Origin of the sequence: Nonomuraea sp. NPDC050310 (genome assembly GCF_040655795.1) — a bacterium.
GTDB lineage: Bacteria > Actinomycetota > Actinomycetes > Streptosporangiales > Streptosporangiaceae > Nonomuraea.
Window position 1 is genome coordinate 539,700 of sequence record NZ_JBFAKP010000001.1, and the last position, 25,269, is coordinate 564,968.

The window sequence follows — 25,269 nt, forward strand, 5'->3', positions numbered from 1 at the left end:
ATGAACCATCCTTGGGTCATCTACCTGCGCGCATATCTGGGCGTCCGGATCCACCGCGCCCGCACCGCCCCGACCCGGGGCGCCTCCGCCGTCGAGTGGGTGATCATCACCGCGATCATCGCGGGGGTGGCGCTCGGGCTGGCGACGCTGATCAAGACGCTGGTCGAGCAGAAGCAGAGCGACATCCAGAACAGCTTCGGCGGCGAAGGCGGGGGCGGCGACGAGTGAAGCACCCACGGCCCGGCCACCCCGTCCGCGAACCCAGGCCGAAGCGGCGTAGCGAGCGGGGGGCGACGGTGATCGAGCTGGCGTTGCTGATGCCGGTGATCCTCGCCGTCTCCCTGCTCGTCGTGCAGGTCGCCCTGTGGTTCCACGGGCGGCAGGTCGCCGAGGCCGCGGCCCGGGAGGGGGCGAGGGTGGCCCGCTCGGCCCCCTACGACTCCGGCTCGTGGGCGGCCGACGCCGAGTCCAAGGCCGAGGAGATCGCCCGCGCGGTCGGCCCCAAGCTGCTGTCCGATCTGCAGGTCGAGGCCACCACCCGGGGCGAGGACGAGCGCTGGGTCGCGGTCACCGCCTCGGCCGTCCAGGTCATCCCGCTGCTGCCCGAGCTGGCCTTCACCATCACCGCCCGCTCCGGCGGCCCCGTCGAGTGCTTCCGCCCGGACGACGGGACCGGCCGATGCGGCTGACCCCTGCCCGTACGGCGAAGCACTCCCGCACCCCGGCAGAGCGGGGCTCCATGGCGGTGGAGACCGTCATGCTCGCCCCGGTCTTCCTGCTGTTCCTGATGTTCCTAGCCGGAGCCGGCCGCCTGGTGGAGGCCCAGGGCGAGGTGAACGGCGCGGCCAGGGACGCCGCCCGTGCGGCCTCCGTCCAGCGGACGAAGGCGGAGGCCGAGGCCGCCGCCGACGCCACCACCCAGCACGCGCTGGGCGGCACGTGCGACGGCCCCGAGTCGTCCCTGGCCGGGACGGAGTGGGCGGAAGGCGGGCAGGTCACCGCGACCGTGACCTGCCGCCTCGACCTCGGGTTCGTGGGGTTCGACCTGGTCAAGGACCTGACCGGCGACGCGGTGGTGCCCCTGGAGACCTTCCGGAGGGTCGAGTGACCAGCCGAAGGGACGATCGCGGCTCGATGTCGGTGTTCACCGTGCTCTTCTCCGTCGTGGTCTTCCTGCTCGCCGGGCTCCTGGTGGACGGCGGCTCGGCCATCAACGCGCGGCTGCGGGCGGCCGACGTCGCCGAGCAGGCGGCCAGGGCCGGAGCGGACCGCATCGACGTCGAGCACCTGCGCGAGACCGGCCAGGCGCGGCTGCTCGGCAGCGAGGAGGTGTGCGCGCGGGCGTGGGAGGTGCTCGACGCGCACCGCTCCACCGGGCTGGAGGCCGGGACGTGCGAGGTGACCGGGGGCGGGGCGGCGGTGACCGTGCGGGTGCGGGCGGAGTGGAAGGCGTTCTTCCTGGGCGCGGTCGGCTTTCCCGGGTCCTGGATGGAGGGCGAGGCGACGGCGGGGCCGGACGCGCGGTGACGAGGTAGACCGAAACGCGCCGGTCGGTGGCGGGTGCGGGGGGTGAACGAACACGCTGGACGAAGAAGGAGGGCCGATGCCGTCGGGTAAGCGCCCACACAGCTCTGGGCAGTCAGGTCCGGGCACCCCCAAGGGGGGCCGTCCCGGGGCCTCCCCTTTTCCCCGACCGGAACAACGGCAGGGGCAGGGACAGGGGCTTCCCCGGCCGGAACCGAGGCCGGGGAAGAGGCGGAGGCCGGTGCCGGTGCCGGTGCGGATCCCGCCGAGGCGGACCGTGGGCGACGTGCTCGCCGGTCTGGGCGCGCTCGTGGTGCTGGTGCTGCTCATCGCCGGCGTGCCGTACGCGCTGCTGACCCTGGCCGGCCCGCCGCTCTCGCCCGAGCTGCTGACCCTCGACCTGTTCACCAGCGAGATCGGCCCGAGCACGATCCTCGCGGTGCTGGTCCTGCTGGTGTGGCTGGCCTGGTTCCAGCTCCTGGTCTGCGTGGTCGTGGAGCTGTACGCCGGAGTGCGCCGGGTGGGCATGCCCAGGCGGGTGCCGCTGTCCGGCGGCACGCAGGTGCTGGCCAACCGGCTGGTCTCGGCGGTGCTCGTGCTGTTCACGGCGAGCGCGGTCGCCGTCCCCGCGGCCAGTGCCGCGACGCGGGTGGAGGCCCCGAGGCTCGCGCCGGTCACCTACGCGGCGCCCGTGGCCGAGGGCACGGTCGAGACCGTCACGACGACCAAGAAGGTGTACGTCGTGCAGCCCCCGCACGGGCGGCATCACGAGAGCCTGTGGGAGATCGCGGAGAAGTGCCTGGGCGACGGGCGGCGGTATCCGGAGATCTACCGGCTCAACCAGCACAAGGCCCAGCCGGACGGGACCCGCCTGCAGATGGCGGACCTGATCCGGCCCGGCTGGGTGCTCGACATGCCGGACGACGCCCGCAACGTGCACACCGTGCCCCGCGACCAGAAGCGGGTGGACACCCTCGAACGCTTCCCAGGCCGCGCAACCCCCACCGAAGCCCGTGCCGAAGCCCCCAAGGAGGCCCGCACCGGCACCGCAGCCATCGGAGCCCCCGCCGAATCCCCCGCCAAGCCGGAAACCCGCCAGCCGGCCGCACCCCCGGCCCAAACCCCCAAACCAGCCGCGAAACCCGCAGCACCGGAGACCACGACACCGAAAGCCACGGCACCGGAAACCCCGGCCACCACCCCCGCCCTGGACCTGGTCGACTACCTGGCCGGCGCCTCCCTGGCCGCCGCGGGCCTGCTCCTGGCCCTCGGCCGCCGCAGAAGGGAACAGCTCTGGCGAAGGGCCTTCGGCCACCGCCTGTCCCGCCCCCGAGGCGACGCCGCCAAGGCCGAGGTCGCCCTCCGGCTCGGCGCGGACGCCCCCGGCACCAGGATGCTCGACATCGGCCTGCGCCTCCTGGGCGCCGAGCTGGCCGCCCAGAACCGCACCCCGCCGACCGTCTACGCCGCCCACCTGTCCTCCAGGACCCTCGACCTGTGGGTCCACCCGCCCCAGGCCGACGCCCCGCCCCCCTGGACGGCGGGCGACGGCGGCCAGGTCTGGCGGCTGCCCGCCCACGAGGGCCGCCTGCTGGAGGAACAACCGGGCGGCGCGCCGTACCCCGGGCTGGTCTCGCTGGGCGCCGACAGCTCGGGCCGGATCCTGATCGACCTGGAGGCGGCCCAGGGCCTGATCGCGGTGACCGGCCCGCAGACCACCGCCGCGCTGGCCGCGCTAGCCGTGGAGCTGGCGACGAACCGCTGGTCGGACCGCATGCGCATCACCCTGGTCGGCTTCGGCGAGGAGCTCACCGCCATCGCCCCCGAGCGGATCAAGGCCGTGGGCGGCCTCGCCGAGGTGCTGCCCGAGCTGGAGGCGACCGCGGCCCCCCGCGCCGAGGTGTTGCGCGGCCGGGTGACCGGCAGCCCCCGCGACGCCCACTACCTGCTGTGCGCCGTCGCGCCGACCCAGGAGGAGGCCAGCCGCCTGGCCCTGCTGGCCCGCAAGGACAGCGCCGGGTACGTGGTCGCCGGGGAGGTGCCGCACGCGACCTGGACGATCCAGATCACCGACGACGGCCGCGCCCGCGTGCCGGAGCTGGGCCTGGAGACGACCGCGCAACTGCTGCCGCGCCGCCACTACCAGGCGCTGGTGGAGCTCTTCACCACCGCCGAGCACCTGGACGGCGAGGCGGTCCCCGAGGCCGAGCCGCTGGACATCCGGCAGCCGCCCGCGGTCGAGATCCGGATGCTCGGCCCGATCGAGATCGTCGGCGTCGACCCGCTGGAGGAGGGCCGCATGGTCCTGGCCACGGAGCTGATGGTCTACCTGGCCACGCATCCCGGCGGCGTGCACCCGGTGGTGCTCGGCGGGGTGCTCTGGCCGCGCGGCGTGCAGACGATGGTGCGGGACGCGACGATCGCCCGGGTGGCCGAGTGGCTGGGCCCGGAGCACCTGTTCACCGACGAGGCCGGGCGGCTGCGGCTGGGCCCGGGGGTGCGCACCGACTGGGAGCTCTTCCGCGAACTGGTCCGCCGCTCGCACTCCGACGAGACGGCCCGCGCGGTCCTGCTGGAGCGGGCGCTGGGCCTGGTCCGCGGGCCGCTGCTGAGCGGCCGGCCGCGCGGGCGGTACGCATGGCTGGCCGCCGACGAGCTGGAGTACGACGTCAGCGCGGGGGTGGCCGACGCCGCGCACCGGTTGTGCGAGGTACGGCTGGCCCACGGCGAGCCGGACGCGGCGGTGGCGGCGGTGCGGGCGGGCCTGCTGCTGGCCGCCGACGACGAGGGCCTGTGGCGCGACCTGCTGCGCGCGACGCACGCGACCGGCGACCTCGTCCGGCTGCGGGCCGTCGTCGAGGGCCTGACCAGGCGTTCGGCCTCGCATCCGTACGGCGGCGGCATGGCGCCCGAGACCGAGGCGCTGATCGACGAGCTGTTGCCCTCGTGGCGCATCCACGTGGTGAGGGAGAGCACGGCATGAGGCGCTGGCTGCTGGTGCTCCTGCTGGCCGCCGGCTGCGGCCAGGCGGACAAGCCGTACACGCCCCGCCAGGCCGCGGCCCCGCCGGCCGCCTCCGAAGAGGCCGGCGCGACGCCGACTCCGACCGTGGAGACCGTGCGCCTCGGCCCGGAGCTGTCGGTGGGCATCGACTGGCCGGCCGGCGCGGACCTGGCGCTGCTCAAGGGCTTCACCGACCTCTACCTCGACTCGTGGCGAGCCGTACAGACCGGGGACGACGGCTACCTCGACCGGGTCGAGGGCGCGGCGGCGGCCGAGGCGCACGCGTGGGTGCGCGGCTTCCGCGGCGCGAAGGTTCGGGGTCAGGCCCGGCTGTACGCCCTGAACGTGCGCGCGGTCGTCGGCGACGGCGCCGAGGTGGGGGCGTGCGTGGACGAGAGCGGCCTGCGCCTGCTGTCCAGGACCGGCCGCGAGCTCGCCCGCCAGCCGGCCTGGACCCGCGGCCCGTACCTGCAGGCCGTCGTGTTGCGGCGCGACGACGACGGCGGCTGGCGGGTCAAGGACTTCCGACATGATCTGAAGGGATGCGCGTGATGCTTCGCCTGCTCGCAGCGGTCCTGCTCGTGCTCGATCCCGGCGGCCCGCGCGGTGAGGGCTTCCAGGACGACCGTACGGCAGGCGTCAAGCTGGAGAACTCCGACATCGTCATCACCGGCAACGGCGCGAGGGGCGGCACCGGCGACGGCTACCGCATCAAGCGCCCGTGCTGGTACGAACCCGGCCCCGACGGCGCGCAGATGGCCCAGACCCAGGAGTTGCTGCGCGCCCGCTGGTTCAGCCAGAACCCGCGCGGCACCGAGGCCCAGTTCCAGGAGTTCCTCAAGCAGTTCAAGGACAAGGTCGGCCAGGAGGGCCGGTGGTGGAAACCGGCCTACAACAACGCCGATCCGGGCGGTTACGCCTGCTGGGGCGGCCTGGAGCCGTTCGTCTGGGTGCCGCCGGGCACCACGCCTCCGGCGGGCATCACGCTGGAGGAACTGGTGCAGATCGCCCGGGCCGCGCTGACCGTGCCCGAGCCGCAGATCAAGCTGAACCCCGACGCCAAGAGCTACGTCAACCTGCCCACCTGGGTGTGGATCGACGGCATCGGCACCACCCGGCGCTCGGTCACCGCGAGCCTGCCGGGCGTCATGTCGGCGACGGTGACCGCCCAGCTCAAGGACATCGAGATCAAGTCCGGCACGACCGCCGACCGGGCCGAGGTCAAGGAGGACTGCGGCTCGTCCGGCCGGCCGTACGTGCGGGGCGGGCAGTTCACCTGCGGGGTGCGTTACCTGCGGGCCTCGATCGACCAGCCGCGCGGGGTGTACGTGCTCACCGTGAACACGGTCTGGCCGGTCGAGGTGGACAACGACGTGGTGCCCTTCGCCTACGACCCGATCGAGGCGGGCGGCACCCGGGACGTGCCGGTCGGCGAAGTCCAGAGCAACGTCAGAGGATGAGCACCGTCAGGGGATGAGCACCGTCAGGGGATGAGCTCGACGTCCGGGTGCTCGGCGCTGGGCGCGTCGAACAGCGGCGTCTGCCGTCCCTTGAGGTGCAGGTCGAAGAAGGCGGCCGCGTAGGCGCGCTGCGCGGCCAGCGAGCGCTCCGGGTCGATGGTGCCGAGCAGCCCGCGCAGCCGTGCCTCGGGCACGCCGGGCACCTGCGGCCCGAGGGTCTGCAGGTCGGTGAAGGAGTAGTGCTCGGCGCCGGTGAAGCGCAGCTCGCGCTTCCAGCCGGTCGAGCGCTCCCAGAAGGTGCGCCAGCTCGCGTCGCTCTCGCGGGTGTGCGGCTGCGCGGCCATCTGGAGGAAGGGCTTGGCGACGCCGCTCTGCGCGACCGGGCCGCGGTGGCCGCCGTCGAGGTTGACGCCGGCGTCCACGCGCGGGTCGTCGTGCGTGGCCTCGGCGGCGGTCGAACCGCCCATCGAGTGTCCGATCATCCCGGTCCTGGACAGGTCGAGCGCGCCGGGCAGGCCGCCGGGCAGCCGTCGCCGCGCGGCGTCGGGGTTGTGCCCGCGGGCCAGCCGGTCGAGCTGGTCGAGCACGAAGCGGCTGTCGGCGACGCGGGTGCGCAGCGCCTTCAGCATGTCCGCGGTGTCCGGCTGGGCCGGCAGCTTGGCCCGTTCGAGCCGCCCGCCGGGGAACTCGACCTGCGCGGCCTCGTAGGTGTGGTCGATGCTGACCACGATGTAGCCGCGGCTGGCCAGGTCCTCCACGATCGCGGTGCCGACCGAGCGCGGGGCGCCGAAGCCGGGGGAGAACAGCACGACCGGCAGCTTGCCGCCCTTGACCGGCGCGCCGTACCGGGCGTGCGTCTTGGTGCCGGTCCAGTCCACCTCGCCGGGTTTCGTGCCGAACATCGCGGGGGCGACGGTCTGGCCGAAGTCCTCGCCCGCGCGCCGCGTCATGTGCGGCGCGTACGGCAGGCGCCGCGACCCGGCCGCCGGGTACCACACGCTGACCATCAGCTCGCGGTACGGCCGGCCCGCCACCCACGGTTCGGGCCGCGACCGGTCCACCAGGTGGAGCGCGACCGTGCCCACCTCGCGCGGACCGGTCGGGACGGGCAGGGTGAGGGCGCCGATCAGTCCGGCGGCGGTGACGAGGGCGGCGAGCATGCGTGGTTCCTCCTGGTCGGCGGGATTCCTCCCCAGCCTCGCAGCGATCTTGCTCCACGCCTTCGCCCCTCGGGACGAACCCGCCGTCAGACCACGGTCTGACGGCGGGCCCGGGCATCAGCGCCAGGCTTACGGCCGGCGCGCCTCGTGGGCGAGAAGCCACTGCTTGACGTGGGTGCCGTAGTAGTAGCCGCCGAAGCCGCCGGTGCTGGGCAGCACCCGGTGGCAGGGCACGAAGGGCGCGATCAGGTTCTGGGAGCACGCGCTGCCCGCCGCCCGGGCTCCGGTGCGCGCCAGCCCGGCGCGTTCGGCCAGCTCGGCGTAGGAGACCGTGGTGCCGGCCTTGACCTCGCGCAGCGCCTGGTGCAGCCGCCGGCGCGTGTCGGAACCCGGCTGGTCGACCGGGACGGTGTCGAGGGCGTCGAGGTCGCCGGCGAAGTAGGCGCGGACCGCGGCCGAGATCTCGCCCAGCGAGTCGACCACCTCCAGTCCCTCCTCCTGCAGGGCCGGCGTCAGCCGTACGAACATCTCCTTGGGGTCGGCGGTGAAGCCGGCCGCCACGAGCACGCCGTCGCGGGTCAGGAGGGAGAGCGGGCCGACGGGGGTGGGCTCGATGCTTGCCGTGATCATGATGCGCTCCAGAGGTAGAGAGCGGCGTAGGCGCGCCAGGGGCGCCAGCGCTCGGTGTGGTCGTCGGGGATGTCCAGGGCGGCCATGCGCTTGCGCAGGACCAGGTCGCCTTCGGGCCAGGCGTCGGGGTCGCGCAGCGCGCGCAGCGCGATGTAGCCGGCCGTCCACGGGCCGATGCCCGGGACCTCCAGCAGGCGGGCGACCGCTTCGGCGGGTTCCTGGCCGCCGTCGAGGTCGATCTCGCCGGAGCCGGTGCGCTCGGCGAGGGCGTGCAGGGTGGCGATGCGCCGGGTGGTGAGGCCGAGCCCGTCGAGGTCGGCCGCGGCCAGCTCGGCGGGGGTGGGGAAGAGCCGGGCGCCTTCCTCAGGGGGACCGACGGGACTGCCCGCGCGGGCGACGATGCGGCCGAGCAGGGTGCGCGCCCCGGCGACCGACACCTGCTGCCCCACCACGGCCCGCACGGCCAGCTCGAACCCGTCGAAGGCGCCCGGCACGCGCAGCCCGGGCCGGGCGGCGACGAGCGGGGCCAGGGAGGTCTGGCCGAGCGTCTCGGCGATGGCCGCCGGGTCGCTGTCCAGGTCGAGCAGCCGCCGGCAGCGGCCCACCAGCCGGGCGAGCTGCCGGGTGTCGTCGATCGACACCTCCAGGGCGATGTGCCCCGGTTGCGGGGTGAGCGTCAGCGTCCCGCCGGGGACCACCCGGCTGTAGGAGGCCGGGCCGGCCTGCTCCAGCCCGGGGATGGCCCGCGCGGCGAGGAAGGCGAAGACGCCCGCCACGTCGTACGGCTCGCGCCGGTGCAACCTGAGCCGGAGGCTCGCCGTCTCGGCGGGCGCCGCGGCGGCCCCCCGGGCGGTGGCCCGCAGCTCGCTCGGGGTGAACCCGTAGGTCTCCCGCATGGTCGCGTTGAACTGCCGCACGCTGCCGAACCCCGCCGCGAAGGCGACGTCGGTGACCGGCAGCCCGGTCTCGGTGAGCAACTGCTTGGCCAGCAGCAGCCGCTTGGTCCTGGCCACCGCCAGCGGACCGACGCCCAGCTCGGCCACGAACAGCCGGTGCAGGTGCCGCTCGGTGATGTGCAGCCGCCGGGCGAGCCCGGCCACGCCGGTGTCGTCCGCCGCGCCGTCGTCGATCAGGCGCAGCGCCCGGCCGACGAAGTCGCCCCGCACGTCCCAGCCGGGATCGCCGGGCGACAGCTCGGGCCGGCACCGCTTGCACGGCCGGAACCCGGCCGCCTCGGCCGAGGCCGCGTGCCGGTAGAAGCGCACGTTGCGCGCCGCCGGGGTGCGGGCCGGGCAGACCGGGCGGCAGTAGATCCTGGTCGTCTTCACCGCCGTGTAGAACCGCCCGTCGAACCGGGCGTCCCGCGCGGAGACTGCCCGGTAGCAGGCGTCGAAGTCGAGGTCCTGAGCGGTCATGCCACCGACTCTACGTCCGCCCGCCGACCGCCGACTGGCGGGAATCGGACCTGACCGTGATCCGCCCAGGCCCAGCTAGTGAGCGCGAATCGCGGGAATCAGACCTCACGCCTGAGCGGTGAGTTGACCAGCGGCAGCCAGCTCAGCGCCCAGATCACCCCGCCGGTCCACATGGCCGCCCGCACCCCCCACAGCTCGCCGATCAGCCCGGCCAGCAGCCCGCCGAGCCCGACCGCGCTCATCAGGATCAGCCGCATCGTCGCGTTCACCCGGCCGAGCATCGGGTCCGGCGTCACCAACTGGCGGAAGCTCACCAGCAGCACGTTGTTCAGGCCGGTCCGGTAGGTCAGCACGAACCAGGCCACGCCCGACACCCAGAGCCAGGGCCCGGCGTCGAGCAGTGGCGCGGCCAGCGCGGCGGGCGTGGTGGTCAGGCTGATCAGCCAGACCGCGCGCCCGCGGCCGAGCCAGGAGCCCACCAGGTGCGCCGTCGCCGACCCGGCCAGCACGCCCGCCCCGCCCACCGCCATGAACAGGCCGAACACCCACGCGGGCAGCCCGAGCCGGTCGATCATCAGGACCGGCAGCAGCACGCTCAGCAGCGGGTAGCCGAGGTTGCTCAGCGCGCCCTGGATCGCGATCGGCCGCAGGTGGGCGTCACGCACGACGAACCGCACCCCTTCGGCGATCTGCCGGCCCAGCCGCTCGCCGGGCGCGCGGGGCTCGGGCGCCGGCTCGGCCTGGCGCACCCGGCCCAGGAACAACGCCGAGGCCAGGTAGGAGAGCACGTCGAGCAGGACGGCCAGCGGCGCGCCGACCAGCCCGACCAGCACGCCGGCGAAGCTGCGCCCGGCGATGTCCATGCCCGCGCTCGTGCTGACCAGCAACGAGTTGGCCGAGGTCAGCCGATCGCGGCCGACCAGGCCGGGCAGCACGCTGTGCGAGGCCACGTCGAAGAAGAGCGTGCCGACGCCGGTCAGCATCGCCACCAGGTAGAGCTGGCCCATGGTCAGCCAGCCGAACCACCAGGCCAGCGGCAGGCTGGCCAGCAGGGCCGCCCGCGCCAGGTCGGCGAGCATCATCACCGGCCGCCGCCGCACCCGGTCGATCCACACCCCGGCGGGCAGCCCGACGACCAGCACGGTGATCGTCGCCAGCGACGCCAGCAATCCGACCTCACCGGGCCCCGCGCCGAGCGAGGTCACCGCGAGCAGGGGAAGCGCGACATAAGTGATCTGGGACCCGAACTGGCTCACCGCCGCCGACGCGTAGAGCTGACGGAAGTCCGGATGGCGAAGAATCGGGGTCGTGGTGGTCATGGCCCCGACGATCCAGCACCATGGAGGACAGACCAATCGATTGAGCGAGGCGTTAATCCGATGGCACGGGAGCTGATCTTCACCGCCGAGGACGTGGCGAACACCCGGTTCGCCCTGTCCCCGCTCTGGGAGGTGATCGCCAGCGTCCGGGTGGTCAAGAATCCCGCCGGGCACCCGCTGCTGCGGCCCTGGGCCGACCAGGTCGCCCGGCGGCTGCGCGACGTGGACTGGCGGCTGCTGCACGACCTCATCCCGGTGCCGACCAGGGCGATCCCGGCCTTCGTCTGCCCGCCGCCCAGCACGCCCGTGCCCGACCTCGACGTCGAACTGGTCACCCTGCGCGCCCAGGCCGCGCACGTGCGGGAGGAGCTCGACGACCCGCACACCAAGCCGCTGCGCGCCCTGTACGACGACCCCGAGGCCGGCCTCGACCGCCTCGCCGGCGAGATCAGCGCCTACTGGGCGGCTGCCATCGACCCGTACTGGCCCAGGATCCGCAGCCTGCTCGAAGGCGACGTGCTCTATCGCGCCCGGCAGTTGGCCGAGCACGGCCTGCGCCACACGCTCGCCGAACTCGACCCCGGCGTGCGCTGGGCGGGCGAGACGCTGATCCTGCCCAGCCGCTACGCCTCCGGGGTGCGCCCACTGCGCGGCCTCGGCCTGCTGCTGGTGCCCTCCGTCTTCACCTGGCCGTGCATCTTCTCCGGTACGGCGCCGCCCTGGCAGCCGACGGTCCGCTACCCGCCGCGCGGCCTGGCCACGCTGTGGGAACGCCGCGAGAGCGAGCCCCCGGAGGCGCTCGCCGCGGTGCTGGGCCGGACCAGGGCCCGCCTGCTGGCCGAGCTCGACCAGCCCGCCTCGACGCGGGACCTGGCGCTGCGCACCGGCCTGACGGAGCCGGGCGCCAACCGCCACCTCACCGCGTTGCGCCGCGCCGGACTCTGCTCGGCCCACCGCACCGGGCGATACGTCCTCTACGCCCGTACGGCTGTCGCCGAGGCGCTACTTCGATGAGATGCCGACCCCCAGGTCGAACTCCCGGTAGACGCGCGCCCAGAACCCGTCCCGCAACCACACCCTGGCCTCCGGGTACGGCCGCAGCGAGTGACCGAGCTCCTTCTCCGCCTCGATCAGCAACTCGGTGTCGATGACCGTCGGCAGTATCGGCCCGGGCAGCAGGTCCCGGATGTTGTCGCGGCCACGGGTGAGGATCCACTTCTGGGCCACGTGCTCGCCGACCTCCTCGACCCGGGGCCGGGAGGGGCCCAGCTTGGCCACCTGACCGGGCTTGAGCGAGGGCTTGACCTGCGTACGGCCGGCGAAGACCTGGGCGGGCGAAGGCGTGGTGACCGGCGGAGCGACCGTCACCGGCTGCGGAGCACGACTGAAATAGGCACGCAGGAAATCAGCGGAGATCACTTCAACGGTGTCGGACTCCCACACGAGGCGCTCGGCCTGGTTGGTGCCGTACGGCGGTTCGACGCCCCACAGGTGGATACGGACGCCATACGCCTGAGCCGCCTCCACCGCGGGCACCATGTCCTCATCGCCCGCCAGCAGGATCGTGTCGGTCACCGCGTGATGCCTGGCCAGGGCCTCCAGATCGCTCCTGATCTGGGCGTCCACCCCTTTCTGCTGGCCACGCGCGTTCAGGTTGCCAAGCCGTACCTTCACCCAGGGAAGCTGGGCGATGACCCGCTGATCGACGGTGGGCACCCGGTCACGAGCCGCGTCATACCAATAGATCCGCAAGAGTTCGCCGGAAATACGTTCCAGTGCATGTTTCTGAAGAGCTTGGATCAGCTCATCGGCGGCCACCCGATATTCCTTGCGTTCCTTGGCCCCAAGGAGCACTTCACCAGCGGCGGCATACAGATAACCGACATCCACGAGCACGGCGTACTTCGCTGCGACAGGATGCGGCGTGAGGTCTGGGATGGCCATGTCGTCCTCCAGGCCGCGGACTTAGTTGATCGGCTGACTATATACGCCTATTTTCTAGATACTCCCAAGTCCCGGGGAAGTTGACACCCGTTTCTTCGGATCCTTCTATGGTAGGCCGCTGTTCCGCCAGGCCGACTTCCCCGGCGTGAGCGCCTTACGCATGGATCTTGCCGGGTTTCGCCATGATTCGGTTTTGCGCGGGGCCGGGGCGGGCGTCTGATCGTTTCGCGTGGTCAGGACGGCGACCAGCGCCGCGATCTCTTCGGGGGTCGCCTCGCCGCGCACGATGCTGAGCTTCACAGCGGGATGTTCCCATGCTTCTTCGGCGGAAGGGAGGCCCGCTTGTTGCGCAGCGCGCGCAGCGCCCGGACGACCTGGGGGCGCGTGTCGGACGGGCGGATCACCGCGTCGACGTAGCCGCGCTCGGCGGCGATGTAGGGGTTGGCCAGGGTGTCCTCGTACTCGGTGACGAGGCGGGCGCGCTCGGCGTCGGGGTTCTCGGCGGCGGCCAGCTCGCGGCGGTAGAGGATGTTGACCGCCCCCTGTGCGCCCATCACCGCGATCTGCGCGGTCGGCCAGGCCAGGTTGACGTCGGCGCCCAGGTGCTTGGAGCCCATGACGTCGTAGGCGCCGCCGTACGCCTTGCGGGTGATGACGGTGATCAGCGGGACCGTGGCCTCGGCATAGGCGTAGAGGAGCTTGGCGCCGCGGCGGATGATTCCGTTCCATTCCTGATCGGTTCCTGGCAGGAATCCCGGAACATCCACAAAAGTGAGGATTGGAATATTGAAGGCATCACATGTTCGGATGAATCGCGCGGCCTTCTCGGATGCGTTGATATCCAGACATCCTGCGAAATGCATGGGCTGGTTGGCGACTACCCCCACGGGGTGTCCGTCGATTCGTCCGTATCCGACCACGATGTTCGGCGCGAACAACGCGTGGACCTCCAGGAACTCCCCGTCGTCCAGCACGTGCTCGATGACCTGGTGCATGTCGTACGGCTGGTTGGCCGAGTCGGGGATGATCGTGTCGAGCCCGGCGTCCGGTTCCAGGTCCTCGGCCGGCTCGTAGGCCGGCGCCTCGTCGAGGTTGTTGGAGGGCAGGTAGGACAGCAGCGCCTTGACGTATTCCAGCGCGTCCTTCTCGTCCGACGCCTGGTAGTGCGCGACGCCCGACTTGGTGTTGTGCGCGTGCGCGCCGCCCAACTCCTCGAAGCTCACCTCCTCGCCGGTGACCGTCTTGATGACGTCCGGGCCGGTGATGAACATGTGCGAGGTCTGGTCCACCATGACCACGAAATCGGTCAGCGCGGGGGAGTACACGTGCCCGCCCGCCGCCGCGCCCATGATCAGCGAGATCTGCGGGATCACGCCGCTGGCGTGCACGTTCCGCTTGAAGATCTCCGCGTACAGGCCCAGCGCGACCACGCCCTCCTGGATGCGCGCCCCGCCGCCCTCGTTGATCCCGATGATCGGGCAGCCCGTCTTGAGCGCCATGTCCTGGACCTTGACGATCTTCTCGCCGTACACCTCGCCCAGCGACCCGCCGAACACGGTGACGTCCTGCGAGAACACGCACACCTGCCGGCCGTCGATCGTCCCGTACCCCGTGATCACCCCGTCGGAGTACGGCCGGCGGGCCTCCAGCCCGAACATGGTCGAACGATGCCGGGCGAACTCGTCGAACTCCACGAACGAGCCCTCGTCCAGCAGGGCCAGCACCCGCTCCCGGGCGGTCATCTTGCCCTTGGCGTGTTGCTTCTCCACCGCCGCGGCCGATCCGGCGTGCGCGGCTTCGTCCAGCCGGCGTTCGAGGTCGGCGATCTTTCCCGCGGTCGTGTGGATGTCGATCTGGGGGAGCTGCGGCACGGGCTCGGCACTCATGCCCACAGGCTAATGGCCCCTCCCACCCGACCACATCCCAGGGCTTCCCCTGTCTTCCCGCCCCGCCACATCCCAGGGCTCTGCCTACCCGCCCCGCCACATCCGAGGGCTCCCCCGTGTCTTCCCCGTCCCCACCGCCTCTTAGGGGATCCCCCGCTTCTTAGGGGATCCCGCCGCTTCCCCCCGACCTCCTCGCCGAGTTATCCACAGCCCCCTAACACCCGCCTCCCGCCCTCCACCGGCGAGCCATAAGGTGGCGGCATGACCGAAGCCGCCGTCCGCACCCACGCCCTGCTCAAACGTTTCGGCCCCCAGATGGCGGTGGCCGGCGTGGACCTGGTCGTGCCCGCAGGCAGCTTCGCCGGCCTGGTCGGCCCCAACGGCGCCGGCAAGACCACCACCCTCAGCATGATCACCGGCCTCCTCCGCCCCGACGGCGGCGCCGCAGAGGTCGCCGGCTACAACGTCTGGGCCGACCCCGTCCAGGTCAAGGCCCGCATCGGCGTCCTCCCCGAGGGCCTGCGCCTGTTCGAGCGCCTGTCCGGCCGCGAACTCCTCATCTACAACGGCCGCCTCCGAGGCCTGCCCCGAGCCGAGGTCCAGCGCCGCGCCGAGGAGCTCCTCCACGTGATGGGCCTGTCCGACGCCGCCGACAAGCTGGTCGTCGACTACTCCACCGGCATGCGCAAGAAGATCGGCCTGGCCGCCGCCCTCCTCCACAACCCCGCCGTCCTCTTCCTGGACGAGCCCTTCGAGGGCGTTGACCCGGTCAGCGCCAACACCCTCACCGAGGTCCTGCGCCGCTACACCGCCTCCGGCTCGACCGTCGTCTTCTCCAGCCACGTCATGGACCTCGTCGAGCGGCTGTGCGACTGGGTCTCGGTCATGAGCGGCGGCCACATCGTCGCCCAGGGCACCCTCGACGACGTCCGCGCCGGCCGTACCCTCAACCAGGCCTTCCTCGACCTGGTCGGCGGCCCCTCCGGCACCGACGGCGACGGCCTCTCCTGGCTCGGAGCCCCCCAATGACCCCCACCCCCACGGACCCCACCCCCACGGACCCGACTCCCGCGAGGTCAACCCCGGCGGACCCGACTCCGGCGGACCCGACGCCAGTGGACCCGACCCCAGTGGACCCGACCTCGCCGAAGCCGACTCCCGCGAGGCCAACCCCGGTGGTGCCCCTCCCGGCCAAGCCCTTGCCCCGGGAGCCCATCCGCCCCTTCACCCTGTTCGCCGCCCTCAAGCTCCGCCTGATCGGCGGCAACCTCCGCGGCGCGGTGGACCGCAAACTGGGCTTCGTCTTCACCCTCCTCGCCGCCCTCTTCGTGGCGACCGTCAGCTTCCTCTCCCTCCTCGCCCTCCGCCTGGCACCCCCAGACGTGGCCGCCGACCTCGGCACAGTCCTGTTCACCGCCTTCCTCATCGGCTGGGCGGTCGTCCCCCTGCTCGCCTTCGGCCTGGACGACACCCTCGACCCGGCCCGTCTGTCCCTCTTCCCCCTGACCACCCGCCAGCTCGCGATCGGCCTGTTCGCCTCCTCAGCCACCGGCGCCTGGCCCCTGACCACGCTGATCGCCCTCTTCGGCGCCCTGGCCGGCCTGGCCCGCAGCCTCCCAGCGGCCCTCACCGGCCTGGTAGCCGTCCCGCTGATGTTCGCCCTGTGCCTGGTGACCTCCCGCCTGGTCACCACGGCCCTGTCCGGCCTGCTTCGCTCCCGCCGAGGCCGCGACCTCCTGGCCGTCGCCGCGATCGCCCTGGTCCTGCTCTTCCAGCTCCCCAACATCATCGTCAACCGCGGCCTGGACGACCCCGCCGCCCTGCTCCGCGGCGCCGCCGGTTTCCTCCGCTGGACCCCGCCCGGCATGACCGCCGAGGCCATCTCCACCGGCAACCCCCTGTGGCTGCTCCCGGTCGCCCTCACCGTCGCCGTCGTCGGCTACCTGTGGATCAAGGTCCTGGGCCGCGCCCTGGTCACCCCCGACTCCTCCACCCAGGCCGCCGCCTCCGTACGCGCCTCCAGCGGCCTGCTCGACCGACTCCTGCCCGACGGGCCCCTGGCCGCCGTGGTCTACAAGGAGGTCCGCTACCTCCGCCGCGACCCGCGCTTCCGCGTGAGCTGGCTGGTCGCCGTCGTGGTCACCGGCGCCCTGGCCTTCTCCATGAGCGGCGACGGCGCCGGCCCCGCCCTGGTCATCGGCCTGAGCATCCTCGGTGCCATCATGATCGGCGCCCAGCTCAGCAACCTCTTCGGCATCGACGGACGCTCCCTGTGGATGAACGCCGTCGTCTTCGCGCAGGAGCGTGACTTCCGCACCGACATCCGCGGCCGTCACCTAGCCGCCGCCCTCATCGCCCTGCCGTTGCTCGCCGCCCTGGCCCTGGCCATCGGCCTGTTCACCGGCAATCCGGCCGCCGTCCTCCCCGCCCTCCTCACCGCGTGGGGCGTCCTCGGCCTTGCCCTGGGCGCCGGTGCCATCACCAGCACCCTCATCCCCTACACCGTCCCCGAACGCATGAACGCCTTCACCGGCGCCGCCCCCGGCCAGGGCGGTCAGGCCTTCCTCGGCTCCATGGGCTCCATGATGGCCGTCGTCCTCCTAGCCCTGCCTCTGGCCCTCCCCGTCGTCCTGGGCTTCCACTGGCTCGCCGCCCTCATGCTCCCGTACGGCCTCGCCGCCACCCTCCTGGGCCAGCACCTGGCCGCCAAACTCGCCCGCCTCCGCCTCCCCGAAATCCTCGCGGCCGTCAGCCGCCCGACCTGACCCCCTGACGAGGCACCGGCGAGGGGGGAGAGCTTGGGTTGCCCATAGAGGGGACCTCGAAGGGCATGCGAAGCCGAAGGCCATGCTTTCACCAGGAGAAACAGTGGTCTAGTCCAATACTCGAGACCGGTATCCATCCGCTGAGAGCGCCTGGATACCCTCTGAGCATGACTTCCCAGGCGGTTGAGCGCCACAGCGCCGTCATCGAGATGCCCGAGGAGCTCCGCGCCGATGTGCGGCTCCTGGGAGAACTGCTGGGCCAGGTGATCGCCGAGCAGGGCGGCCCTGACCTGCTGGCGGATGTCGAGAAGCTGCGTAAAGCAGTGATCGGCGCACGCCGCCGTGAGGTGCCGTTCGACGAGGTGGCCGCGATGGTCGGCGGGTGGGACATCGACCGGGCGGTGCAGATCGCCAGGGCGTTCACCTGCTACTTCCACCTGGCCAACCTCGCCGAGGAGCACTACCGGATCCGGATCCTGCGCGAGCGCGACAACGACGGCGGCCAGCGGGAGTCGCTGGCGTCGGCGGTGGAGGAGCTGGGCGTGGAGCGGGTCGCGCAGTTGGTCGAGGGGCTGGAGCTGCATCCGGTCCTGACCGCGCACCCGACGGAGGCCCGCCGCCGGGCGGTGGTGACGGCGATCCAGCGGGTGAGCACGCAGCTCACGGAGTACAACACGCCGGGCCGCGGCGAGTCGGAGCGGGCGGAGAGCCGGCGCCGGCTGCTGGAGGAGATCGACCTGCTGTGGCGCACCGCCCAGCTCCGCAACACCAAGCTCGACCCGCTCGACGAGGTGCGGACCGCGATGGCCGCCTTCGACGAGACGTTGTTCCGCGTGGTCCCGCAGGTCTACCGCAGTCTCGACGCGGCGCTGGGGGAGGGGAGCGGCACGCGGGAGCCGCTGGCCAGGCCGTTCATCCGGTACGGGAGCTGGATCGGCGGCGACCGGGACGGCAACCCGAACGTCACCGCCAAGGTGACCCGCGAGGCGGTGCTGATCCAGGCCGAGCACGTGCTGACCGCGCTGGAGACGGCGACCGGCCGCATCGCTCGCACGATCACCGCGGCGGCGCAGTTCACGCCGCCGTCGGCGGCGCTGCGCGGGGCGATCAAGGCGGCGACGGACTCGCAGCCCGACCTGGTCTCCGAGCTCGCCACCCGCTCGCCGTCGGAGCCGCACCGCCAGTGGCTGCTGTTCGTGGCCGCGCGGATCGGCGCGACCCGCCGCCGCGACCTCGACCTCGCCTACCGCTCGCCCGCCGACCTGCTCGCCGACCTGCGGCTGGCGCAGGAGTCCCTGCGCGCCGCCGGCGCCGTACGGCAGGCGTACGGCGAGCTCCAGCACCTGATCTGGCAGGTCGAGACGTTCGGCTTCCATCTGGCCGAACTGGAGGTACGCCAGCACTCCCAGGTTCACGCCACGGTGCTGGAGGAGGTCAGGGCCGGCGGCGAGCTGTCGGAGCGCGCCGAGGAGGTCCTGGCGACGATCCGGGTGATCGGCTGGATCCAGGAGCGCTTCGGCGTGGACGCCTGCTCCCGCTACGTGGTCTCCTTCACCCGCAACGCCGGCGACATCGCCGCGGTGTACGAGCTGGCCGAGTTCGCGCTGGGCGCGAAGGCGCCGGTGCTGGACGTGGTGCCGCTGTTCGAGTCGGGTGCGGACCTCGACCACTCGGCCGACGTGCTGGCCGGGATGCTCGACCTGCCGCAGGTGCAGCGCCGGCTCAAGGACAACGACCGCCGCGTGGAGGTCATGCTCGGCTACTCCGACTCGGCCAAGGAGCTGGGCCCGGCGGCGGCGACCATGAAGCTGTACGAGGCGCAGGAGCGGCTGACCGCGTGGGCGGCGGCCAACGACATCAAGCTCCGCCTGTTCCACGGCCGCGGCGGCGCGCTGGGCCGTGGCGGCGGTCCGGCCAACCGCGCGGTGCTGGCGCAGCCGCCCGGGTCGGTGGCGGGCCGGTTCAAGGTGACCGAGCAGGGCGAGGTGATCTTCGCCCGGTACGGTCATCAGGCCATCGCCCGCCGGCACATGGAGCAGGTGGCCAACGCGGTGCTGCTGGCCTCCTCCCCGGTGGTCGGCGAGCGCACCTCGGCCGCGGCCGACCGGTTCCGCGCGCTGGCGTCGGAGGTGGCGACGGCGTCCGAGCGGGCCTACCGGGCGCTGACCGAGGCGCCGGGCTTCCCGGAGTGGTTCGCGCTGGTCAGCCCGCTGGAGGAGATCGGCTCGTTGCGGCTGGGCTCGCGTCCGGCCCGGCGGGGGCTCGGCGCGCCGCGCTCGCTGGACGACCTGCGGGCCATCCCGTGGGTGTTCGCCTGGGCGCAGACCCGCGTCAACCTGCCCGGCTGGTACGGCCTGGGCAGCGGCCTGGAGGCGGTGACCGACCTGGAGCAGCTCCGGGCGGCCTACCGCGAGTGGCCGCTGTTCGCCGCACTGCTGGACAACGCGGAGATGTCGCTGGCCAAGACCGACCGCTCGATCGCCAAGCGGTACCTGGCGCTCGGCGGCCGGCCGGACTTCGCCGAGCAGGTGCTGGAGGAGTACGACCGCACCCGCCGGCTCGTGCTGGCCGTGACCGGGCACGAGCGGCTGCTGCAGAACCGGCGGGTGTTGTCGCGTGCCGTACAGCTTCGTGACCCGTATGTGGACGCGCTCTCGCACCTGCAGCTTCGCGCGCTGACCGCGTTGCGGTCGGAGGAGAAGCCGTCGGAGGAGGAGCGCGACCGGCTGTCGACGCTCCTGCTGCTCTCGGTCAACGGCGTCGCAGCCGGTCTCCAGAACACCGGCTGACCACCCGGAACACCGGCTGATCATCTCGACGACAGCGAAAGGGGCCAAGGATGACCTTGGCCCCTTTTCGTGCTGCGAAAGCCGCTCAGTGCGCGAGCTCGACCCCTTCGCGGCCCTGCTTCGGCAGCAGGAACCCGACCGCCAGGGTCAGCGCGATCAGCCCGGCCGCCGCCGCGAAGGTGATCTCCGCGCTCCCGGTCTGGAAGAAGACCGTCCCCAGGATCGCCAGCCCGAGCGCGTTGCCGACCTGCTGGATCGCGGTCAGCGTGCCGGAGGCCGAGCCCATCTCCTCGGGGTCCACCGCGGCCAGCACGATCGAGTAGTACGGACCCATGATCAGGCCGCTGCCCAGCCCGACGAAGACCAGGGAGGGCGCGAGCTGCCAGGGCGTGATCGCCGGGTCGGCGATCAGGACCAGGGACAACACCGCGGTCCCCATGATGACCGCGCCGGTGAGCAGCACCTTGCGGCCGTACTTCACGCTCGCCTGGGCGATGGTCATACCGATGATCATGCCGATCGAGCTGGGCACGCCGGTCAGCGCGGCCTTGAGCGGCGAGTAGCCCAGGGCGAGCTGGGTGTAGAGGCCGATCACCACGAACACCCCGCCGAAGGCGGCGAAGTAGGTCGCGCCGACGGCCATGCCGCCGAGGAAGGCGGGCTTGCGGAACAGGCTGGGGGCGATGAGCTGGTCGCTCTTGCGCCGGCGCTCGTAGGCGACGAACACCGCGAAGGTCACGGCCGACAGGCCCATCAGCACGAAGCTCCAGACCGGCCAGCCGTGCTCGCCGCCCTGGACCAGCGGGAAGACGAGCAGCACGGTGGCGAGCGAGGCGAGCAGCGCGCCGGGCAGGTCGAGCCGGACGCCGCCGGTGGGCTTGGTGTTCGGCAGGAAGCGCAGCGCGGCGACGGCGGTGGCGATGCCGATCGGCAGGTTGATCAGGAAGATCATGCGCCAGCCCGGCCCGTCCACGAGCGCGCCGGCCAGGATCGGGCCGCCCACCGCGGACAGACCCATGATCGGGCCGAACAGGCCGAAGGCCGCCTGCAGCTCCTTGGGCTGGAACATCTCCTTCATCAGGCCCATGCCCTGCGGGATCATCGCGGCCCCGAACAGGCCCTGGACCACGCGGGCGGCGATGATCGTCTCGGGCGAGACGGCGATCGCGCAGAGCAGCGAGCCGATGGTGAAGCCGATCACGCCGATGAGGAACATGCGCTTGCGTCCGACGATGTCGCCCAGCCGGCCGCCGGTCAGCAGCCCGGCGGTCATCGCCAGGGTGTAGGCCGCGCCGAGCCACTGGATCAGCGAGGTGCCGCCGCCGAGCTCGGCCCGCATCACGGGGCCGGCGATGTTGGTGACGGTCGCGTCGAGCAGCTCCATCACCGAGCCGGTGATGATCACCAGGAGGGCGATCCAGCGCCAGCGGTTGGGGGTCGGCGTCGGGGCTTCCACCACCACGGGGCGGGTGTCGAGAGCGGTCACTGGGGGCCTCCTGAATCGGAACGGCTTGTTCTGTTCCAGAATAACAGAACGGAATGCTTCATTCCATAGTTGGGTCGAAAAAGTGGGGTGCGGCCGGCAACCGGGCTGGCCGCACCCCGGAGTGGTACGGCAGGCGGGCCGCCTCCGTACCCGCAGAACCGGAGGGGTCAGGCGGTGAAGAAGGCGCGCACGTCCTCGACGAAGAGATCCGGCGCCTCCAGAGCGGCGAAGTGCCCGCCCCGGTCGAACTCGCTCCACCGGACGATGTTGTTGACCTCCTCGGCATACCGCCGGATCGCCACGTCCTCGGCGAAGTTGGCCACCGCGGTCGGCACCGGCGAGGGTGTCGGCCAGGAGCCGGAGTGCATGCTCTCGTAGTAGAGCTGCGACGACGAGCTGCCGGTGTTGGTGAACCAGTACAGCGCCGCGTGGGTCAGCACCACGTCCCGGTCGATGGACCCGGCCGGGTGCGCCCAGTCGTGGAACTTCTCCGCGACCCAGGCGAGCTGCCCCACGGGCGAGTCGGCCAGCGCGAAGCCGAGCGTGTGCGGCTTGGTGGCCTGGATCTGGAAGTAGCCGTTCCCGCCCGAGGTGTAGTCGTTGAGCCGCTGCAGCCGCACCCGCTCCGCCTCGGTGAACTGCTCGGGGTCGACCTCGTCCATCGGGATGAACCCGACGCTCGCCGCGTTGACGTGCACCCCGACCACCCGGTCCGGCGCGACGCGCCCGAGGTCGGGGGCGATGAAGGCGCCGAAGTCGCCGCCCTGCGCGCCGAAGCGCTCGTAGCCGAGCCGCGTCATGAGCTCGGCGTAGGCCGTGGCGATCCGGCGGGAGTCCCAGCCGGCCGCGGCCGGGCCGCTGAAGCCGAAGTTCGGGTGCGAGGGGATGACCAGGTGGAAGTCGCGCGAGAGCGGCTCGATCACGTCGAGGAACTCCACGACCGAACCCGGCCAGCCGTGCGAGAGGATCAGCGGGAGCGCGTCCGCCTTGGCGGAGCGCACGTGCAGGAAGTGGATCTTCTGGCCGTCGATCTCGGTGACGAACTGCGGGTGCTCGTTGATCCGCTTCTCCCAGACCCGCCAGTCGTAGCCGGTGGTCCAGTGCTCCACCAGCTCCTGGAGGTGGTCCAGGGGCATGCCCCGGCTCCATCCGGCGCCGGGAACCTGGTTCGGCAGGCGCGCCTCGCGAAGGCGGCGCTGGAGGTCGTCGAGGTCGCTCTGCGGGATGTCGATCCGGAAGGTTTCCATGGGTCAACAGTAGGAAGGATCGCGGAAGACTTCGTTCCGCGATCCCTGATCACCCCGGAAAAGTTTCGCGGCGATCTCGCCCTGGTCACCCCGGAAGAGTTTCCCGGTATCCAGCCCGGATCCCCGGCTGCGCGGGCGCCTCGAACACCTCCTCCTTCGCCGCCGCCCAGGCCGGTGGCTCACTGCCTCCCGCGAGTGCCCAGGCCGCCTGGCGGGCCGCTCCGTCGGCCACGTACTCGCCCGGCTCCGGCACCACGACCGGCCGCCCGAAGACGGCGGGGGCCAGCTCCCGCACCGCCCGCGAACGCGCCCCGCCGCCGACCAGCAGCACCCGGCGCGGCTCCGCGACGCCGAGCGCGTCGACGGCGTCGGCCAGGTGGCACAGCAGCCCCTCGACCGCCGCCCTGGCCAGGTGCTCCGGGGTGGCCGTGCGCAGGGTCAGCCCGTGCAGGGTCCCGGTGGCCTCGGGCAGGTTGGGCGTGCGCTCACCCTCCAGGTACGGCACCAGCACCAGCCCCCCGGCCCCGGGCTCGGCCCGCAACGCCAGGTCGTCGAGCGCGTCCAGGCTCACGCCGAGCATCCGCGCCGCCGCCTCCAGCACCCGGGCCGCGTTGAGCGTGCACACCAGCGGCAACCAGCGCCCGGTCGCGTCGGCGAACCCGGCCACCGCGCCGCTGGGATCCCGGGCCGGCCGGTCCGCCACGGCGAACGCGGTGCCGGAGGTGCCGATCGACACCACCACGTCGCCCGGCCCCGCGCCCACGCCCAGCGCGGCGGCCATGTTGTCGCCGGTCCCGGCCGCCAGCCTCGCGATGGGCCCGTCGAGCCGCCGCACCTCGGGCACCAGGGCGGTCCGGCCCAGCGCCAGCTCCAGCAGGTCGAGCCGGTACTCCCCGGTGATCGGCGACCAGTAGCCGGTGCCGGAGGCGTCCCCCCGGTCGGTGACCAGCCGCTCCATCGGCAACCGGGCGCCTCCGTCCAGCGAGCCGGCCAACTGCCAGGTCAGCCAGTCGTGCGGCAGGCAGACCGCGGCGGTCCGTGCCGCGTTGTCCGGCTCGTGCGTGGCCAGCCAGCGCAGTTTGGCCACGGTGAAGGCGGCCACCGGCACGCTGCCCACCGCCTCCGCCCAGGCCTCGGGGCCGCCGAGTTCGGTCACCAGGTCCGCGGCGGCACCGGCCGAGCGGGTGTCGTTCCAGAGCAGCGCGTCGCGGACGACCTCGCCGCCGGCGTCGAGGCAGACCATGCCGTGCTGCTGCCCGGCCACGCTGACCATCGCCACGTCGCCGAGCCCGCCCGCCTGCCGTACCGCCTGCTGGAGGGCGGCCCACCAGTGCCGGGGGTGCACCTCGGTGCCCTCCGGGTGGGCGGCGCGGCCCTGCCGTACCAGCCGCCCGGTGGCGGCGTCCCGGACGACGACCTTGCAGCTCTGGGTGGAGGAGTCGATCCCGGCGACCAGGGTCATCCCCGCACTCCGAGCAGGTGCTCCAGGGCAAGCTGGTTGAGGCGGGTGAAGTGGAAGCCGCGCGCGGCCACGGCGTCCAGGTCGAAGGCGTCGCCGGCCAGGTCGGCCAGGCTCTCGCCGGGCGCGAGGGTGGGCTGGGCGAGCTCGTCCACGCGCGAGGCGCGCAGGGCCTCCTGCACCGCGGGGTCGGCGCGGTAGGCGCGGGCCTTCTCGCGCAGGATCAGGTAGGTGCGCATGTTGGCCGCGGCCGAGTCCCAGACGTCCTGGGCGTCCTCGGTGCGCGTCGGCTTGTAGTCGAAGTGCCGCGGGCCGGTGTAGCCGCCGTGCTCCAGCAGGTCGACCAGGAAGAAGGCGCTCTTCAGGTCGCCGTGGCCGAAGATGAAGTCCTGGTCGTAGCGCGGGCCGGTCTGGCCGTTGAGGTCGATGTGGAACAGCTTGCCGTGCCACAGCGCCTGGGCGATGCCGTGCACGAAGTTGAGCCCGGCCATCTGCTCGTGGCCGACCTCGGGGTTGAGGCCGACCATCTCGGGGCGCTCCAGGCCGCCGATGAAGGCCAGCGCGTGCCCGATCGTCGGCAGCAGGATGTCGCCGCGCGGCTCGTTCGGCTTGGGCTCCAGCGCGAAGCGCATCTCGTAGCCCTGCTCGACGACGTAGGCGCAGAGCAGGTCGAGCGCCTCCTTGTAGCGGTCGAGCGCGGCGCGCACGTCCTTGGCCGCGTCCGACTCCGAGCCCTCGCGCCCGCCCCAGCAGACGTAGGTGGTCGCGCCCAGCGAGGCGGCCAGGTCGAGGTTGCGCATCACCTTGCGCAGCGCGTACCGCCGGACCTCGCGGTCGTTGCTGGTGAACGCGCCGTCCTTGAAGACCGGGTGGGTGAACAGGTTGGTGGTCGCCATGGGCACCTTGAGCCCGGTCGCGGCCAGCGCCTTGCGGAAGGACTCGATCGCGCGCTCGCGGTCGGGCTCGACAGCGAGCAGGTCGTCGTCGTGGAAGGTCACGCCGTAGGCGCCCAGCTCGGCCAGCCGGTGCACGCTCTCCACCGGGTCGAGCGGCGCCCGGGTGGCGTCGCCGAACGGGTCGCGGGCCTGCCAGCCGACGGTCCACAGGCCGAAGGTGAAGCGGTCTTCCGGGGTCGGCCTAAGATTAGTCCACATAATGAACTAAATAACTATGAGAGCTGTG

The 25,269-nt window shown here is 72.5% G+C and carries 22 protein-coding genes; 11 read left to right on the forward strand and 11 right to left on the reverse strand.

The window, feature by feature from the left end:
- The 7 genes from AB0I67_RS02685 to AB0I67_RS02715 all read left to right on the forward strand — a co-directional run bounded on the left by AB0I67_RS02685 (position 1) and on the right by AB0I67_RS02715 (position 5,987).
- Positions 1–228: a hypothetical protein gene (locus AB0I67_RS02685; RefSeq protein ID WP_357916470.1), complete on the forward strand. Its 228-nt coding sequence runs from the start codon at positions 1–3 to the stop codon at positions 226–228.
- Positions 225–689, forward strand: a complete 465-nt coding sequence (locus tag AB0I67_RS02690; RefSeq protein ID WP_357916473.1) for a TadE family protein — start codon at positions 225–227, stop codon at positions 687–689. The genes AB0I67_RS02685 and AB0I67_RS02690 overlap by 4 nt, the downstream gene beginning before the upstream one ends.
- Positions 680–1,108 carry a TadE family protein gene (locus tag AB0I67_RS02695; protein WP_357916476.1) on the forward strand — a complete coding sequence of 143 codons (429 nt, stop codon included), beginning with the start codon at positions 680–682 and terminating at the stop codon, positions 1,106–1,108. Before AB0I67_RS02690 ends, AB0I67_RS02695 begins: the two co-directional genes overlap by 10 nt.
- Positions 1,105–1,527: a pilus assembly protein TadG-related protein gene (locus AB0I67_RS02700; RefSeq protein WP_357916479.1), complete on the forward strand. Its 423-nt coding sequence runs from the start codon at positions 1,105–1,107 to the stop codon at positions 1,525–1,527. Before AB0I67_RS02695 ends, AB0I67_RS02700 begins: the two co-directional genes overlap by 4 nt.
- A 238-nt stretch (positions 1,528–1,765) precedes the next feature.
- A complete protein-coding gene (locus tag AB0I67_RS02705; protein WP_357916482.1) occupies positions 1,766–4,507 on the forward strand; it encodes a hypothetical protein in 2,742 nt (913 codons plus the stop codon).
- On the forward strand, positions 4,504–5,079 hold the full coding sequence (locus AB0I67_RS02710; RefSeq protein WP_357916485.1) for a hypothetical protein: 576 nt from the start codon (positions 4,504–4,506) through the stop codon (positions 5,077–5,079). Before AB0I67_RS02705 ends, AB0I67_RS02710 begins: the two co-directional genes overlap by 4 nt.
- A complete protein-coding gene (locus AB0I67_RS02715; protein ID WP_357916487.1) occupies positions 5,070–5,987 on the forward strand; it encodes a hypothetical protein in 918 nt (305 codons plus the stop codon). Before AB0I67_RS02710 ends, AB0I67_RS02715 begins: the two co-directional genes overlap by 10 nt.
- A 23-nt stretch (positions 5,988–6,010) precedes the next feature.
- On the opposite strand, the gene AB0I67_RS02720 is transcribed toward AB0I67_RS02715, so the two are convergent.
- From AB0I67_RS02720 to AB0I67_RS02735, 4 genes are all read right to left on the reverse strand, one after another.
- Positions 6,011–7,147 (reverse strand): lipase, encoded by a 1,137-nt coding sequence (locus tag AB0I67_RS02720; protein WP_357916490.1) that lies wholly within the window; start codon positions 7,145–7,147, stop codon positions 6,011–6,013.
- A gap of 129 nt (positions 7,148–7,276) precedes the next feature.
- On the reverse strand, positions 7,277–7,777 hold the full coding sequence (locus AB0I67_RS02725) for a methylated-DNA--[protein]-cysteine S-methyltransferase (RefSeq protein ID WP_357916492.1): 501 nt from the start codon (positions 7,775–7,777) through the stop codon (positions 7,277–7,279).
- Positions 7,774–9,192 carry a DNA-3-methyladenine glycosylase 2 family protein gene (locus tag AB0I67_RS02730; protein WP_357916495.1) on the reverse strand — a complete coding sequence of 473 codons (1,419 nt, stop codon included), beginning with the start codon at positions 9,190–9,192 and terminating at the stop codon, positions 7,774–7,776. The genes AB0I67_RS02725 and AB0I67_RS02730 overlap by 4 nt, the downstream gene beginning before the upstream one ends.
- Positions 9,193–9,290: 98 nt before the next feature.
- Positions 9,291–10,511, reverse strand: a complete 1,221-nt coding sequence (locus AB0I67_RS02735) for an MFS transporter (RefSeq protein ID WP_357916498.1) — start codon at positions 10,509–10,511, stop codon at positions 9,291–9,293.
- Between the two features lie 60 nt (positions 10,512–10,571).
- Here AB0I67_RS02735 and AB0I67_RS02740 point away from each other — a divergent pair, with 60 nt between their 5' ends.
- Positions 10,572–11,525 (forward strand): DUF5937 family protein, encoded by a 954-nt coding sequence (locus AB0I67_RS02740; protein ID WP_357916501.1) that lies wholly within the window; start codon positions 10,572–10,574, stop codon positions 11,523–11,525.
- On the opposite strand, the gene AB0I67_RS02745 is transcribed toward AB0I67_RS02740, so the two are convergent.
- From AB0I67_RS02745 to AB0I67_RS02755, 3 genes are all read right to left on the reverse strand, one after another.
- Complete coding sequence (locus tag AB0I67_RS02745) at positions 11,514–12,455, reverse strand: NYN domain-containing protein (protein ID WP_357916504.1); 942 nt, start codon at positions 12,453–12,455, stop codon at positions 11,514–11,516. The two genes, AB0I67_RS02740 and AB0I67_RS02745, sit on opposite strands and share 12 nt — an antisense overlap.
- A 105-nt stretch (positions 12,456–12,560) precedes the next feature.
- Complete coding sequence (locus AB0I67_RS02750; RefSeq protein ID WP_357916506.1) at positions 12,561–12,755, reverse strand: acyl-CoA carboxylase subunit epsilon; 195 nt, start codon at positions 12,753–12,755, stop codon at positions 12,561–12,563.
- Positions 12,752–14,341, reverse strand: coding sequence for an acyl-CoA carboxylase subunit beta (locus AB0I67_RS02755; protein WP_357916509.1), 1,590 nt, complete (start codon positions 14,339–14,341; stop codon positions 12,752–12,754). The genes AB0I67_RS02750 and AB0I67_RS02755 overlap by 4 nt, the downstream gene beginning before the upstream one ends.
- Positions 14,342–14,602: 261 nt before the next feature.
- Between AB0I67_RS02755 and AB0I67_RS02760 the strand changes: the two genes are divergently transcribed.
- The 3 genes from AB0I67_RS02760 (at position 14,603) to AB0I67_RS02770 (ending at position 19,895) form a co-directional block, all read left to right on the forward strand.
- Positions 14,603–15,370: an ABC transporter ATP-binding protein gene (locus AB0I67_RS02760; protein WP_357916512.1), complete on the forward strand. Its 768-nt coding sequence runs from the start codon at positions 14,603–14,605 to the stop codon at positions 15,368–15,370.
- Positions 15,371–15,516: 146 nt separating this feature from the next.
- Positions 15,517–17,106: a hypothetical protein gene (locus AB0I67_RS02765; RefSeq protein ID WP_357916515.1), complete on the forward strand. Its 1,590-nt coding sequence runs from the start codon at positions 15,517–15,519 to the stop codon at positions 17,104–17,106.
- A 167-nt stretch (positions 17,107–17,273) separates the two neighbouring features.
- Positions 17,274–19,895: a phosphoenolpyruvate carboxylase gene (locus tag AB0I67_RS02770; RefSeq protein ID WP_357916518.1), complete on the forward strand. Its 2,622-nt coding sequence runs from the start codon at positions 17,274–17,276 to the stop codon at positions 19,893–19,895.
- A gap of 85 nt (positions 19,896–19,980) precedes the next feature.
- On the opposite strand, the gene AB0I67_RS02775 is transcribed toward AB0I67_RS02770, so the two are convergent.
- From AB0I67_RS02775 to xylA, 4 genes are all read right to left on the reverse strand, one after another.
- Entirely contained in the window at positions 19,981–21,381 is a 1,401-nt protein-coding gene (locus AB0I67_RS02775) for an MFS transporter (protein ID WP_357916521.1), read from the reverse strand.
- Between the two features lie 167 nt (positions 21,382–21,548).
- Positions 21,549–22,628: an epoxide hydrolase family protein gene (locus AB0I67_RS02780; protein ID WP_357916524.1), complete on the reverse strand. Its 1,080-nt coding sequence runs from the start codon at positions 22,626–22,628 to the stop codon at positions 21,549–21,551.
- Positions 22,629–22,713: 85 nt separating this feature from the next.
- On the reverse strand, positions 22,714–24,090 hold the full coding sequence (xylB, locus tag AB0I67_RS02785) for a xylulokinase (RefSeq protein ID WP_357916526.1): 1,377 nt from the start codon (positions 24,088–24,090) through the stop codon (positions 22,714–22,716).
- On the reverse strand, positions 24,087–25,241 hold the full coding sequence (xylA, locus tag AB0I67_RS02790) for a xylose isomerase (RefSeq protein WP_357916528.1): 1,155 nt from the start codon (positions 25,239–25,241) through the stop codon (positions 24,087–24,089). Before xylA ends, xylB begins: the two co-directional genes overlap by 4 nt.
- Positions 25,242–25,269: the final 28 nt, after the last annotated feature.